General features: G+C 34.8%; 14 protein-coding genes. All 14 read right to left on the bottom strand.

The window, feature by feature from the left end; all coding sequences use genetic code 11:
• Positions 1-90: 90 nt before the first annotated feature.
• The gene (locus tag AC4BB2_RS04695; protein WP_490474276.1) at positions 91-1389 is read right to left on the bottom strand and encodes a pyrimidine-nucleoside phosphorylase; all 1299 of its coding nucleotides are present in this window, start codon (positions 1387-1389) and stop codon (positions 91-93) included.
• Between the two features lie 21 nt (positions 1390-1410).
• Entirely contained in the window at positions 1411-2592 is a 1182-nt protein-coding gene (gene deoB, locus AC4BB2_RS04690) for a phosphopentomutase (RefSeq protein WP_490474275.1), read from the bottom strand.
• A 32-nt stretch (positions 2593-2624) separates the two neighbouring features.
• Positions 2625-3806: a NupC/NupG family nucleoside CNT transporter gene (locus AC4BB2_RS04685; RefSeq protein ID WP_490474274.1), complete on the bottom strand. Its 1182-nt coding sequence runs from the start codon at positions 3804-3806 to the stop codon at positions 2625-2627.
• Positions 3807-3876: 70 nt separating this feature from the next.
• The gene (gene deoC, locus AC4BB2_RS04680; protein WP_490474273.1) at positions 3877-4545 is read right to left on the bottom strand and encodes a deoxyribose-phosphate aldolase; all 669 of its coding nucleotides are present in this window, start codon (positions 4543-4545) and stop codon (positions 3877-3879) included.
• A gap of 308 nt (positions 4546-4853) precedes the next feature.
• Entirely contained in the window at positions 4854-5792 is a 939-nt protein-coding gene (gene deoR / locus AC4BB2_RS04675) for a DNA-binding transcriptional repressor DeoR (protein WP_490474272.1), read from the bottom strand.
• A gap of 376 nt (positions 5793-6168) precedes the next feature.
• Entirely contained in the window at positions 6169-6840 is a 672-nt protein-coding gene (phoU, locus tag AC4BB2_RS04670; protein WP_069633781.1) for a phosphate signaling complex protein PhoU, read from the bottom strand.
• Between the two features lie 18 nt (positions 6841-6858).
• Positions 6859-7617, bottom strand: coding sequence for a phosphate ABC transporter ATP-binding protein PstB (gene pstB, locus AC4BB2_RS04665; RefSeq protein WP_069633782.1), 759 nt, complete (start codon positions 7615-7617; stop codon positions 6859-6861).
• Between the two features lie 10 nt (positions 7618-7627).
• Positions 7628-8428 carry a phosphate ABC transporter ATP-binding protein PstB gene (gene pstB, locus AC4BB2_RS04660; protein WP_490474271.1) on the bottom strand — a complete coding sequence of 267 codons (801 nt, stop codon included), beginning with the start codon at positions 8426-8428 and terminating at the stop codon, positions 7628-7630.
• 16 nt (positions 8429-8444) lie between these two features.
• Positions 8445-9329, bottom strand: a complete 885-nt coding sequence (gene pstA, locus AC4BB2_RS04655; protein ID WP_490474270.1) for a phosphate ABC transporter permease PstA — start codon at positions 9327-9329, stop codon at positions 8445-8447.
• Positions 9329-10249, bottom strand: coding sequence for a phosphate ABC transporter permease subunit PstC (gene pstC / locus AC4BB2_RS04650; protein WP_490474269.1), 921 nt, complete (start codon positions 10247-10249; stop codon positions 9329-9331). The genes pstA and pstC overlap by 1 nt, the downstream gene beginning before the upstream one ends.
• Positions 10250-10540: 291 nt before the next feature.
• Positions 10541-11395, bottom strand: a complete 855-nt coding sequence (locus AC4BB2_RS04645) for a phosphate ABC transporter substrate-binding protein PstS (protein WP_490474268.1) — start codon at positions 11393-11395, stop codon at positions 10541-10543.
• Between the two features lie 186 nt (positions 11396-11581).
• Positions 11582-13030 carry a cardiolipin synthase gene (gene cls / locus AC4BB2_RS04640; protein WP_490474267.1) on the bottom strand — a complete coding sequence of 483 codons (1449 nt, stop codon included), beginning with the start codon at positions 13028-13030 and terminating at the stop codon, positions 11582-11584.
• Between the two features lie 104 nt (positions 13031-13134).
• Positions 13135-14019 (bottom strand): permease-like cell division protein FtsX, encoded by an 885-nt coding sequence (gene ftsX, locus AC4BB2_RS04635; RefSeq protein WP_490474665.1) that lies wholly within the window; start codon positions 14017-14019, stop codon positions 13135-13137.
• Positions 14012-14698: a cell division ATP-binding protein FtsE gene (gene ftsE / locus AC4BB2_RS04630; protein WP_069633789.1), complete on the bottom strand. Its 687-nt coding sequence runs from the start codon at positions 14696-14698 to the stop codon at positions 14012-14014. Before ftsE ends, ftsX begins: the two co-directional genes overlap by 8 nt.
• Positions 14699-14745: the final 47 nt, after the last annotated feature.

The following is a 14745-nucleotide window of genomic DNA, read 5'->3' as shown; positions in this document are numbered from 1 at the left end:
GTAATGAGTAGTATCTTCTTCTTATTATATATCACTTTAAACAATCAATCATTTCAAACGCGCCTTTTATTCGATAGACAATTGATTATTTTAAGAAATTTGTTTGTAAATTAATTTTGGTGCTTGTCCTGTGTTGCCAATTTGGATGTTCTCTTTGATCATAGCTTCTGCTTCAGAAATATCTGTTTTGTTTGCATGGATAGTAACAAGAGAATCTCCAGCTTTAACAGTGTCTCCAATTTTCTTGTTTAATACTAGACCAACTGCCAAATCAATTTCATCTTCTTTAGTTGCTCGACCAGCACCTAGTTTCATTGCAGCTACACCAATAGCATCAGCAACGATTTCAGATACTACACCATCTTTATCTGCAGTTACTTCAAATGTATATTCAGCTTGAGGCAACAATTCAGGATTTTCCACCCATTCTGGGTTACCTCCTTGATTTTTAACGAACACTGCAAATTTTTCTAAAGCAGAACCGTCTGCAATCACGCTAAGCAACATTTGGCGTGCTTCATCTAATGAATCTGTTTTTCCTGCTAAAACAACCATTTGACTTCCTAAAGTTAAAACTAGCTCTGTTAAGTCTTCTGGTCCATTTCCTTTTAATGTATCAATGGCTTCTTTGATTTCTAAAGAGTTTCCGATTGCAGCACCTAAAGGTTGAGACATATCAGAGATGATGGCCATTGTTTTTCTTCCAACAAGATTTCCGATACGAACCATTGCTTCAGCTAATTTTTCAGCATCTTCTTCTGTTTTCATAAAGGCACCTGCACCTGTTTTTACGTCTAAAACAATCGCATCTGCACCAGCAGCAATTTTCTTACTCATGATTGAACCAGCAATCAATGGTATAGAACTAACTGTTCCTGTTACATCACGTAGTGCATAAATTTTCTTGTCAGCTGGTGTTAAGTTACCAGACTGTCCGATAACAGCAATTTTATCTTGGTTAACGATATTGATAAATTCTTCATCACTGATTTCGATGTGGAAACCATCAAATGATTCTAATTTATCCAAAGTTCCACCAGTATGCCCTAAACCACGACCAGACATTTTTGCAAAAGGAATATCCAATGCTGCAATAAGTGGAGCTAATACTAACGTTGTTGTATCACCAACACCTCCAGTAGAATGTTTATCCACTTTTACGCCTTCAATGCCAGATAAGTCAATAACATCACCTGAATCAACCATTGCAAGTGTCAAGTTAGCACGTTCTTCATCTGTCATATCTTGGAAATAAATAGCCATTAATAACGCGCTTGCTTGATAATCAGGAATTGTTCCTGCAGTATAGCCATCAATAAAAAACTTAATTTCTTCTTTTGTTAATTCTAATCCGTTACGCTTTTTTTCAATAACATCGACCATTCTCATTTTTTTCACCATTCCTTTTTTTTATTTTAAATCTGCTAAGAAGCTGGTACCATAATCTGGCATCTTCACATTAAAGTTATCCGCTACTGTTGCACCAATGTCAGAAAATGTTTTTCTCATGCTTAATTCCTGACCTTTTGAGAAACGTTTAGAATAAACTAATAATGGTACGTACTCCCTAGTATGATCTGTTCCCTTATACGTAGGATCATTTCCATGATCTGCTGTAATAATCAATAAGTCATCTTCTTTTAATTTAGCAAAAACTTCTGGTAATCGTTGATCAAATTCTTGTAATGCTTCTCCGTAACCTAAAGGATCTCTCCGATGACCAAAGACTGCATCAAAATCAACTAAATTTAAAAAGCTCATTCCATGAAAGTCTTTATCAAGTAAGTTGATAAATTTATCCATACCATCCATATTTGAGACTGTGCGAATGCTTTCAGTCACACCTTCACCATCAAAAATATCAGATATCTTACCTAAAGCAATTGAGTCCAATCCGCTTTCTTTTAACGTATCCATAACTGTTTTGTCAAAAGGTTTCAATGCATAATCATGGCGATTCGCAGTACGCTTGAATGTTTCTTTTGATGCCCCTACAAATGGTCTGGCAATGATACGACCTAACATGTAAGGTTCATCTCTAGTAATTTCACGAGCATATTCACAAATGCGATACAATTCTTCTAACGGAATAATTTCTTCATTCGCTGCAATCTGTAAAACAGAATCTGCCGAAGTGTAAACAATAAGTGCACCTGTTTTAAGTTGTTCTTCCCCAAGTTCATCAAGAATTTCTGTACCACTGGCAGCTTTATTGCCAATGATTTCTCTTCCTGAAAACTCTTTGATCTTTTCTAATAACTCATCAGGAAATCCATCAGGAAAAACTCTGAAAGGTTTATCAATATATAATCCCATGATTTCCCAGTGACCAGTCATTGTATCTTTACCAGCAGATGTCTCCTGCATTTTAGTATAATAGCCTAGAGGTTCGTCTACTTTTTGAACACCAGAGATTTCTTCAATATGGGATAATCCTAAAGCCCCCATATTTGGTAGATCTAACCCATTCATTTCTCTAGCGATATGACCTAGCGTATGCACGTCAAAATCATCAAAGTCGTTAGCGTCTGGTGCCTCACCAATTCCAACAGAATCCATTACTACAACATGTATTCTTTTAAATTCTTTCATTCTTTTCACCTCATCAAGTTAAACTTAAAAAATTAATAAAGTAATCCAACGATCGTTGCTGTTAGACAACTAACAAGTGTTGCACCGAATAATAATTTTAGACCAAAGCGTGCAACCACATTCCCTTGTTCTTCGTTCAAACTTTTAACAGCTCCTGAGATGATACCAATTGAAGAAAAATTAGCAAAAGAAACTAAGAAAACAGAAATAATTGCCGTTGTTCTACCAGAAAATTCGATTGAACTTGTAGTTAAATTAGTCATGGCAACAAATTCATTAGATACTAGCTTGGTTGCCATAATACTTCCAGCACCTACAATCTCGCTTGCTGGTACACCCATCAAGAACGCAAATGGTGCAACTAGGTAACCAATAATATCTTGGAATGAAATTCCGAAAATTCCTTTAAAAATTGCATTAATCATCGTAATAACCGCAACAAAACCGATCAACATTGCAGCAACCGTAATTGCTACATGGAAGCCATCCATGATGTACTCTCCCAACATTTCAAAGAATGATTGCTCTTTTTCATCTTTTACTTCTAAAACATCATCTTCTTCCGTCACTTCATAAGGATTGATTACTGATGTAATGATGAATCCTCCAAATAAGTTTAAAACAATAGCGGTTACTACATACTGAGGTTTCAGTAAGAACATGTATGAACCTATAATCGCCATTGATACAGTTGACATCGCTGAAGCACATAATGTATATAGTCTGTGTTTTGGTAAAAGTCCTAGTTGTTTTTTTACAGAAATAAATACTTCTGATTGACCTAAAATAGCTGAAGCAACAGCATTGTAAGATTCTAATTTACCCATGCCATTTACTTTACTTAAAGCCAAACCAATATATTTCACAATAAACGGAAGAATTTTAAAATACTGTAAAATTCCAATCAGAGCTGAAATAAAAACGATTGGTAATAAAACACCAATGAAAAACGAGCTTGCTTCTGGATTAACTAAGCCTCCAAAAACAAAATTTACACCTTCACTAGCATATAATAGTAAATTGTCAAAACCTTTCGCAATTCCTTCAACAACAAAATTACCTGCACTTGTATTCAGTAATACAAAGCCTAAAAGAAATTGTAAAACCAACATAATAATAATTGGTTTAAATTTAACCTTCTTACGGTCACTACTTGTTAACCAAGCTACTCCTACAAAAAACACCAAACCTATACAGCCAATTAAATATTTCATGTTCTCCTCCAATTTGAACTCGTTTACATTCTTTTGTAAAAGTAAGCGAGTTGCTTACTTTATTCTTTTTTTAATACCCATTTCCTTGAGCAGATGAGTCACCTGAGATAATAGAAACTCCTGCGCTTGCACCGATTCTTGATGCTCCTGCTTCAATCATTGCATCTACATCTTCTTTTGTACGAACTCCACCGGAAGCTTTAACGCCAACATTAGGTCCTACAGTTTTTCTCATCAAGGCAATATCTTCTGCTGTTGCTCCACCTGTTGAAAAACCAGTTGATGTTTTAACAAAATCAGCTCCTGCTTTAACAGATAATTCAGAAACAGTAACGATTTCTTCTTTTGTCAGCAAGCATGTCTCAAGAATAACTTTTACAAGAACATTCCCTGATGCTTCAACAACAGCGCGAATATCTGCTTCTACAGTTTCTAAATCGCCAGATTTTAAGGCTCCTACATTAATGACCATGTCAACTTCTGTAGCACCATTAACGATAGCATTTTTTGTTTCAAAAGCTTTAGTTTCAGATGTATTCGCACCTAAAGGAAAACCAATTACGGTACAAACATCAACACCTGACCCTTTTAATTCAGTACTAGCTAGCTTAACCCAATAAGGATTCACGCAAACTGACGCAAACTGATATGTTTTAGCTTCTTGACAAAGTTTTACAATCATATCTTTTGTTGTTTCAGGTTTTAATGCAGTGTGATCAATCATTTTTGCAATATTCATTATTACACTCCTTTAGTTTTTATAGTTGTATTATACACTTTATGAGAACGTTTGTAAACACTGTCATGAAATTATGTTCAAACAACTAAACACTCATATAATTCTGGCTAGTTATTGAACGTTTGGACGGTATTACATGATTGTATTTTTGAGGATAAATTCAATGTTCATAGTAATAAATCAAAAACAGCTCATTTTTAAATGAGCTGTTTTAATCAGAATATAAAAAATAAATCGGCACTTCAATGTCCAACAAAAAAACAAACATTTCCAAACAAGTTGCCCACACTATTTGTTCTCAATAACATCTATAAATTTAGTAATCCTTCTGCTGCAATTTGATCAATGATAAGAACATTCGCATATTTTCCTGCCAAGGCACCATCAATCGCTTTAATTTTTCGTGAACCACCAGCTACTAAGATGGCTTTTTCTTTTTCTCTTAAATCTGATAATTCAATACCAATTGTCCGTTCATTGATCTTCTGACTACATATTTCACCACTGCTATCAAAAAATCGTGAACAAATATCTCCAACTGCTTGTTCTTTGAGAAGCTTCTCTTCTTCTTCACTGAAATACCCTAAACGAAATAGCAATGCTTCATCTCTAACAGTCCCTACTGTAAACAGTGCAATATTGGCTTGCTTTCCTTTAGAAATGATTTTTTGGATATGACGATCTTGTTCAACCATTTTTTTTACTTCCGCATTATCAAAAATAACAGGTAGTGGTAATTGCACAGCTACAGTATGATACGCTTTTTCAAATAAGGTCAAGGTTTCATTGGCGTATGTATTCACACTGGAATGACTGATTCCACCTTTTAATTGAACAATCTCTACTCCTACTCTTTCTTGGGAATCGAGTTTCCTTGCAATCTCATACATAGTCGTTCCCCAACTGACTCCTAGAATATCTCCATTTTTGATTGTTTCTGTCAAATATTCAGCTGCATACGATGTTAAATACTCCGTTATCACTTGATAATTAGACTCTGGAGAAAATACAACATGTACTTCCAATAAGTCATATTTGTCCTTAAGACGTTTTTCAAGTTCGTATAAACCGGAAAATGGGTCAGAGATCGTAATCTGTACATAACCTTTTTCCTTGGCATAATTCAGCAATCTAGAAATCGTTGGGCGGGAAAGATCTAATTTTTTTGCAATCTCCTGTTGTCCTAGACCAGATTGATAATACAATCTAGCAGCTTCAATACTAAGTTGTTGTTTTTGATTATCCATATTTATAGTCCGTTCTTTATATTTTCTTCAATTATAGCAAGAAAAAATGGCTAAAACAAACCACACTCCCTTAGCTAATTAAATAAATTCTTCTATTTTTCCTTTGTCAAAGTTTAAAAATTCAGCTGCATAATTCTCTGCTGTGCCAAAATAGTTTTCGATCATCTGTAAAGAATAGGATATCTCTTCCAATCTTCTCACATCAAACAAAAAATTATAATGGTTTACACTATCTAACATACATGTATGATACATCTTGGATGAAATAATGTAAACACATTAGTGAAATTTCGTTCAAAAACAATTTTTTATTGTCACATTTTTTTGGATTCTTCTACTTACAAAAAAATACCCCGATAAATTATCGGGGTATTTTTTATTCATCATGAGGATTATTTAACTCTGTGATTTTTCCTGTTGCTAAATAAACGATCCATTCACAGATATTTGTTACGTAATCACCAATCCGCTCTAAGTATGTTGCTACATGGAGATAGTCAGTTCCACTCACAACTGTTTCTGGATTGGCTTGCATCGCTTTGATTGAATGTCTATAAATACTATCAAAATATTCGTTTACTCGTGTATCCATCTTAGCGATCATACGAGCATCTTTTTGATCCGTTTTTACATAGGCAATCAGGACATTGTCAACCATTTTCTTAACATAATCAGACATATCAGAAATTTCTTTTTCGATTTCTGGAATACGTGTTTCGCCTTTTAAACGAATCGTTGATTTAGCAATAGACACAGCATGATCTGCCATTCTTTCTAAATCAGAACTAGCTTTCATAACAGTAATAATCATTCTTAAATCTGTTGTTACTGGCTGTTGTAATGCGATCATTTCAAAGCTTTTCTTTTCTAATTTTACTTCCATGTCATTGATTTCTACATCATAATCAATCACTTCTTGGGCTATTTTCTTATCATGATTGATGTAAGCACGTACAGATTTATGCACCACATTACTTACCATCATGCCCATTTCATAAAATTGATTATGGAGATTTAACAATTCTTCTTCAAATTGACTGCGCAACATGTGTCTTCCTCCTTTGATTTACCCAAATTTCCCAGAGATATAATCTTCTGTTTGTTTTTCTTTAGGGTTTAAGAATATTTTCTTGGTATCATTAAATTCTATCAATTCACCTTGTAAAAAGAAAGCCGTTTTATCAGAAATTCGAGAAGCTTGAGACATATTATGAGTTACCATGATCATCGTATACTTTTCTTTTAGTGTTAAAAGCATATTTTCAATTTTCCCACTTGAAACAGGATCTAACGCACTCGTCGGTTCATCAAGTAAAATGATATCAGGATCCACCGCTAATACACGAGCGATACACACACGTTGTTGTTGTCCACCAGATAAAGATAACGCACTTTTATGAAGTTTGTCTTTTACATCTTCCCAAACAGAAGCTGCTTTTAAACTAGTTTCAACGGCTTCATCCAAAACTTGTTTGTCTTTTTCACCTTTCAAACGTAATCCATAGATTACATTCTCATAGACAGAGAAAGGAAATGGATTCGGTTGCTGGAAAACCATTCCAATTTCTTTACGCAGATCTACGATATCTGTTTTAGGACCATAAATATCTTTGCCTTTGTAAAGAACACTACCAGTAATCGTCACACCCGGAATAAGATCATTCATGCGATTCAATGAACGAAGATAGGTCGATTTACCACAACCAGACGGTCCAATCATCGCAGTAATTTCTCCTTGATTGATGCTCAAATCAATTCCTTTTAAAGCTTCTTTTTTACCATAATATAAATGCAAATCTTTTGATGAAATAATTTCTTTTGTCATCTTGCTCCTCCTAACCAAAATGCCCAGAAACGTAGTCTTCTGTCGCTTGGATTTTTGGTCGTGTAAAGATTTTTCTTGTTTCATCGTATTCGATTACTTTGCCTAAGTAGAAAAAGGCCGTGTAATCACTGATCCGAGCAGCTTGCTGCATATTATGTGTTACGATGATAATCGTATAATCATCTTTTAAATTTACCAAAGTTTCTTCCACTTTACCCGTTGAAATTGGATCCAATGCACTAGCTGGCTCATCTAAAAGTAAAATATCCGGCTTCATGGCAATAGCCCGAGCAATACATAACCGTTGTTGTTGACCACCAGACAAGGCCAAGGCACTTTTATCTAAGTTGTCTTTAACTTGATCCCAAAGTGCGGCTTGTTTTAGGCTTGTTTCAACAGCTTCATCCAGTTTTTTCTTATCTTTTTCACCATGTTGTTTTAATGCAAATGTGATATTTTCATAAATGGATTTACTAAAAGGATTAGGACGTTGAAATACCATACCGATTCGTTTACGCATTTCATAAACATCCACTTCTTTAGTATTGACGTTTACATCTTTATACATGATAGTCCCTGTAACTTTAGTGTTAGCAATCCCATCGTTCATTCGATTCAATGAACGTAAATAAGTTGATTTACCACAACCAGAAGGTCCAATCAAAGCTGTGATTTTATTTTTTTCAAACTCCAAATCAACCCCTTTAATTGCTTCATTATCTCCATACCAAACATGTAAATCATCAGTATGCAGTGCAATTGGTTCAGGTAATTTAATAATATTTGTGTCATTTAAATTATATTCTTTCATTCTGATTCCCCTAACATTAGGCTGATGTCATTCTTTTATACAGTCTGTTTCCGATAAAACGAGCGCCGAAATTAAATAATAATACAACTAGAATCAGAACTGCTGAAGCACCAGCGGAAACTGCTGCTCCATCTGGCATTGTTCCTTCTGTATTAATCTTCCATATATGAACAGCTAACGTTTCAGCTTGACGGAAAATACTGATTGGACTTGAAACACTCAACGGATTCCAGTTACTGAAATCTAATGCTGGCGCACTTTGTCCCGCAGTATAGATCAATGCAGCAGCTTCACCAAAAATTCTTCCAGAACTTAAAATTACACCCGTTAAAATCCCCGGTAATGCTTCTGGAACAACAACTTTTATGACCGTTTCCCAACGAGATAATCCTAATGATAATCCAGCTTCTCGTTGAGTATAATGAACAGCTTTTAAAGATTCCTCCACATTTCTTGTCAGTAAAGGTAGATTGAAAAATGTTAATGCCAAAGCTCCAGAAATGATTGAAAAACCATACCCTAACTGTATAACAAAAATCAAGAAACCGAATAAACCAACTACCACAGAAGGTAGTGAACTCAAAATCTCAATCGAAGTTCTGATAAGATCTGTAACCCAGTTTTTCTTCGCATATTCAGATAAGTAAATACCTGCGCCTAAGGAGATAGGGAAACTAATTAACATCGTAATCAACAATAAATATAATGAGTTAAACAATTGAATTCCAATACCGCCTCCTGCCTGATAAGCTTTAGAAGGTTTCGTTAAAAAGTTCCAAGAAATATGCGGAATACCGCGAACCAAAATATAAAGCAGCAATGCTGCTAAGATTAAAACAATGATGCCTGAAATAGTGTATAAGACACCTGTCGCAAATTTATCTGCTTTTTTTGCATTCATTATTTCAAGGCTCCTTTCCTGCCGATGATCCGTATAATGATATTAAAGAGTAATGACATCAACAGTAAAATCAACGCTAGTGACCAAAGTACGTTATTTTCTACGGTTCCCATAATCGTATTTCCAATACCCATTGTTAAAATACTTGTTAATGTTGAAGCAGGTGTTGTTAAACTAGAAGGCATAATTGCTGCATTCCCAATAACCATTTGAATCGCTAACGCTTCACCAAAAGCACGAGCCATACCAAAAACAACAGCGGTTAAAATTCCTGGAACAGCCGCTCGTAAAACAACTTTATAAATTGTTTGCCAGCGAGTTGCTCCTAATGCCAATGATGCTTCCCGATAATGACGTGGAACAGATTTTAATGCATCAACCGTCATTGTTGTCACTGTTGGTAAAATCATCACGAAAAGGACAAATGTTCCTGCTAAAATCCCGAAACCTGTACCACCAAAAATCGAACGAATAAACGGTACAATGACAGATAATCCAATAAATCCATAAACTACCGACGGAATCCCAACTAACAACTCAATAACTGGTTGTAAAATTTTTGACCCTTTTTTTGGAGAAATCTCTGTCATAAAGACAGCTGCCCCTATTGCAAATGGAGTTGCAATGATTGCAGACATAAATGTTACAATAAAAGATCCAGCAATCATTGGTAATGCACCGACCATTGGCTTACCGTCTGTTCCTGTTTCACTGGGGTTCCAGTTTGTACCGAATAAAAAATCAGAAAGTTTAATTTTATTTGTAAAAAAGGTTGCTAATCCTTTACTTGCTACAAAATAAAAGATTGATAGGACAACTAAAACAATCAAAGCAATACAAAGGAAGCTAATAAATTTCCCTCGTTGTTCCATTCTGGCACGCTTTGATTTGGTCAACAATTTTTTCTGTACATCCTCCAAGAAAATTCCTCCTTAAATTAAAAGCGTAACAGGATCGTCCAGCCTTTTTTACGAAAGGCTAACCTGTGAAGCTAGATAACATAGAAGCTGAACGAGCTAATTCAGCTTCGAATGAAAAATAGGAAAAAATGATTATGGTACTTTTTATCATAAGAAAATTTTTATTTCTCTAATAAGTGCTCCATAAACTAAATACTTTCCATAATAAAATCAGTGTAACTTTTTAACATAAATTTGCGTTTAATAACATGTAAAGCTTATGTTAAGTTTGTAAATTTTGTGTAAAGGCAGTTATTTGATGAGGTTGCCTTGCCAGTCTCGTTCTACTTTCATTTTAGAAACAGGAATGTAGCCTAATTGTCCAATGATTTTTTCTTGTACATCTTCTGACAACATGAAGGCTAGGAATTCTTCAGTTAATTGTTTTGGTTTACCCAAAGTATACATATGTTCATATGACCAAATTGTCCATTTATTAATTGTAACATTTTCATCTGTTGGTTTTACACCATCAATACTCAGCGTATTGACTTCTTCGTTAACATAAGAAAAAGCTGTATAACTTATTGCTCCTGGTGTATCTGCAACAATGGAGCGAACCATTCCACTTGAATCTTGTTCTTGCGCTTGTATTGCCGTTTTACCATCTAATACCCATCGTTCAAAAGTGGCACGCGTACCGCTTCCGGCAGCACGGTTCAACATAACTACAGGAATATCTTTCCCTCCAACTTCTTTCCAATTTCTTATTTCACCTAAAAATATTTTTTTCAAGTTTTCTAATGAGATATCTGATACACCAATATTTTTATTTACAATCGGTGTAATCCCTACCACAGCAACTCTATGATCTGTTAATTTTGATGCATCGATTCCTTTTTTTTCTTCCGCAAATAAATCTGAATTTCCAATATCAACAGCACCAGACTGAACTTGACTCAATCCTGTACCGCTACCGCCACCTTGGACATTGATAAAGCGTCCTGGATGCTGACTCTGGTACTCTTCAGCAGCAGTCTCAACTAAAGGCTGTAAGGCTGATGAGCCAACCGCTGTAATTGATTCACCTCGGTCAATCCACTTAGCACAGCCTGATAAAGTTAGTATTCCGATTAGACTAAAAAATAATAGCATTTTCTTTTTCATTTATCTGATAATCCTCCAAACTCAATTCAATCAATTCATTTTAACATTAACTGTTTCAGTTGAAAATTATAAGTTGCTTAAGGAAGCTTTTTTTTATAATAAAATAACAAACAGAAATATTAAAATAGTAAAAAAAGATAACATAAAAAGCACAATCTATCATTCAGATTGCACTTCTTATAGTCATCATAACAATGGCGAAATCAGGCGAGCTAATCCTTCTTTCAATTTAATAAGTACGCCTCGATTACGGTATTTCTCTTCTGTTAAAAGTTCTGATACTTTGGAGTCTTCATAAAAAGCATCTCTTACTTCTTCTGAAAATTCTTGATCATAAATAATCGTGTTTACTTCAAAATCAAGACGGAAAGAACGTACATCAATATTAGCCGAACCAACTGAAACGATTCCACCGTCAATGATCATTGTTTTCGCATGAATAAATCCATGTTCATATGTCTCGATAATAGCACCATATTCTAATAACTCAGCAGAAAACGAATAGGTTGCCCAGTACACTAGCATATGATCCGGTTTATTCGGTATTTGCATACGAACTTTAACTCCTGATAATAACGCCAACTTCAGTGCTTCATGGATAGATGCATCTGGTATATAGTAGGGCGTTTGAATTAAAATTTCTTTTTTAGCTATAGAAATCATTTTTAGATAGGTCATCTTGATTTGTTCAAGTTCTGAATCAGGACCACTCGTTACAACTTGAACTGCTTTTTTTCCATCAGAATTTATTGGCGGAAAATATGCTGAATCGTAACTTAACTCTTCACGATGCTGTGAATTCCAATCCATTAAAAACCTATTTTGCAAACTATACACAGCCTCACCATGAATCCGCAGATGATTATCACGCCAGTAACCAAATTTTTTGACTTCACCTAAATATTCATTCCCAACATTAAACCCACCTGTATAGCCAATTTTACCATCAATCACAACAATTTTCCGGTGATTACGATAATTGATTCGAGGATTTAAATAAGGAACAAATAATGGAAAGAAAAAGGCAATTTCTCCTCCCATGCGTCTTAATTCTTCAAAAAATTTCATATTTACCTGAGTTGAGCCCCATGCGTCTAGAAGTAATCGAACCTTAACCCCTCTTTTGACCGCACTTATCAATTCCTGACGAATTTCTTTACCTAAAGTATCTCCACGATAAATATAATATTCCATATGGATATGGTCTTTTGCTTGACGAATATCTTCGATTAACCCATCAAATTTTTCTCGTCCATCTGTGTATAAACGAATATCATTGCTTGTTGTATAGAGTGAACTTTCAAATATAGTTAGCATATAAATCAACTGTTTTGAATCAACTTCACCAGTTGGTGGGTGTGGAAATAGACCTCTCAATAAGGATTGTTTCTCCGCTTCGATCTCGGCATTCATACCAATTTTAGCCTGCATCTTCATATCAAAAATTTTATCTTTGGAAATACCTCGACCTAAGAAAATATAAAGAATAAATCCCAACACAGGAATAAACATCAATACCAACAACCATGACCAAGTTTGAGCTGTTTGTTTTCGTTCTCGAAAAACAATAATCAACGATAATAGCATATTAGCAATAAAAATAATAACAAATAAATTATCATATAGAAATTTCATTTATTCACCCCAATCACGTATTTCATACATGCCCCTTGTAAAGCATAACGAACTTATGAAAATAAGTAAAGAAAAAGCAGACAATAACGTCTGCTTTAATTGTATTAAATTTTTAAGAAACGGCGCATTGAAATGATTGAACCTAAAGATCCGATTGTCATCCCAATCACTACCATCAATATATCTATTTGCCAAACAAATGATTCAGGCTTCAACAATGAATAATTTGAACTTAACAATTGTGGATTGAATAGCGTATAGAATTGTTGATACCCAAAAGTTAATACTAAAATTGGAATAATGGCTCCAATTAAACCGATCCAAGCTCCTTCTATAAAGAATGGCCAACGGATATAACCATTTTTAGCACCAACCAAACGCATGATTTGAATTTCTCTTTGACGAGAAATAATCGTGATACGAATTGTATTAGAGATCAAGAACACCGCGACAAACAATAGTAAAATTGCAGCTCCTAGCCCCCACGTTCTAACTTTTCCAGCAATACTAAAAATTTTATCTGATGATACACCACCATAATCTGCTTTAAATACATTAGGCAGTTTAGCTGCTTTTTCTGAGATTTTTTTCGTATCTGATGGTTCTTTGGCACTTACATAGTATACATCATATAATGGATTGCTATCGCCTTCAAACAAGTTCCAAGCTTCACCCATTTGTTTTTGGATTTTCTTTAACTGTTTGTCTTTATTAGAATAAGAAATTGTTTCAACGTTATCGATTTTGTTTAATTCTTTTTCTAATTTTTGCATTTCATCAGGTGTCGTACCGATATCAACAAAGACGGATACGGTAACGTTCTCCTCGATATCTTTTGCTAGTTTTGTTGCATTAAAAATTACTGCCATAAAAATCCCAACAAGGACCAAAGTAATCGTAACAGCACTGGCTGACGCAATTGTCATCCACCCATTACGTTTTAAACTTTTAATACTTTCTAGGACATGAGAAAAGAAGGTTCTAATCATCGTAGCCATATTCTCCTTCCGCTTGGTCTCGAATAATTCGGCCATTTTCGATGGCGATTACGCGATGACGGATCGTGTTTACAATTGTACTGTTGTGTGTTGCCATTACAACAGTTGTTCCTTGAGCATTGATCCGATCTAAAAGTTTCATGATTTCCCATGAGTTTTCTGGATCAAGGTTTCCTGTTGGTTCATCGGCAATTAGAACTTTAGGTGTATTTACGATTGCACGGGCAATAGAAACACGTTGTTGTTCTCCACCAGATAATTCGCTCGGGAAAACCCGCACTTTATGTTTTAAACCAACTAGGTCAAGAACTTCCATTACTCTTTTCTTGATATCTCTTGGTTTACGACCAATAACTTGCATTGCATAGGCAACGTTCTCATAAACAGTTTTTTTCGTCAATAGTTTGTAATCCTGAAAGACAATTCCGATTTCTCTTCTAAGATAAGGGACTTCAGCATTTTTTATTTTCATTAAGTCATGACTAGCGACTTTTAAACGGCCTTTTGTTGCTTTTTCTTCACGGTACATAAGTTTAATAAATGTTGATTTTCCGGCTCCGGAAGGTCCAACAACATAAACGAATTCACCTTGTTTTATTTCCACTGAAATATTTCGGATAGCAGTCGTACCATTCGAATATTTTTTCATTACATCTTTCATTTCAATCATGGCGTATTCTCTCCATCTCTGTTTTCTAGACTATCAATCATTATAAC

The organism is Enterococcus sp. AAFC-DPL-5146, assembly GCF_058216635.1.
Note: the sequence above shows the minus strand (reverse complement) of the source record. Positions and strands in the feature narration are given on the sequence as shown.

Bases quoted from the DNA above. Each gene is read 5' to 3' on its own strand.
- cls (WP_490474267.1), bottom strand. From the start codon at position 13,030: ATGAAATTTCTATATGATAATTTATTTGTTATTATTTTTATTGCTAAT.
- AC4BB2_RS04695 (WP_490474276.1), bottom strand. From the start codon at position 1,389: ATGAGAATGGTCGATGTTATTGAAAAAAAGCGTAACGGATTAGAATTA.
- deoB (WP_490474275.1), bottom strand. From the start codon at position 2,592: ATGAAAGAATTTAAAAGAATACATGTTGTAGTAATGGATTCTGTTGGA.
- AC4BB2_RS04645 (WP_490474268.1), bottom strand. From the start codon at position 11,395: ATGAAAAAGAAAATGCTATTATTTTTTAGTCTAATCGGAATACTAACT.
- deoC (WP_490474273.1), bottom strand. From the start codon at position 4,545: ATGAATATTGCAAAAATGATTGATCACACTGCATTAAAACCTGAAACA.
- pstA (WP_490474270.1), bottom strand. From the start codon at position 9,329: ATGAATGCAAAAAAAGCAGATAAATTTGCGACAGGTGTCTTATACACT.
- phoU (WP_069633781.1), bottom strand. From the start codon at position 6,840: ATGTTGCGCAGTCAATTTGAAGAAGAATTGTTAAATCTCCATAATCAA.
- pstB (WP_069633782.1), bottom strand. From the start codon at position 7,617: ATGACAAAAGAAATTATTTCATCAAAAGATTTGCATTTATATTATGGT.
- ftsX (WP_490474665.1), bottom strand. From the start codon at position 14,019: ATGATTAGAACCTTCTTTTCTCATGTCCTAGAAAGTATTAAAAGTTTA.
- AC4BB2_RS04685 (WP_490474274.1), bottom strand. From the start codon at position 3,806: ATGAAATATTTAATTGGCTGTATAGGTTTGGTGTTTTTTGTAGGAGTA.
- pstB (WP_490474271.1), bottom strand. From the start codon at position 8,428: ATGAAAGAATATAATTTAAATGACACAAATATTATTAAATTACCTGAA.
- ftsE (WP_069633789.1), bottom strand. From the start codon at position 14,698: ATGATTGAAATGAAAGATGTAATGAAAAAATATTCGAATGGTACGACT.
- deoR (WP_490474272.1), bottom strand. From the start codon at position 5,792: ATGGATAATCAAAAACAACAACTTAGTATTGAAGCTGCTAGATTGTAT.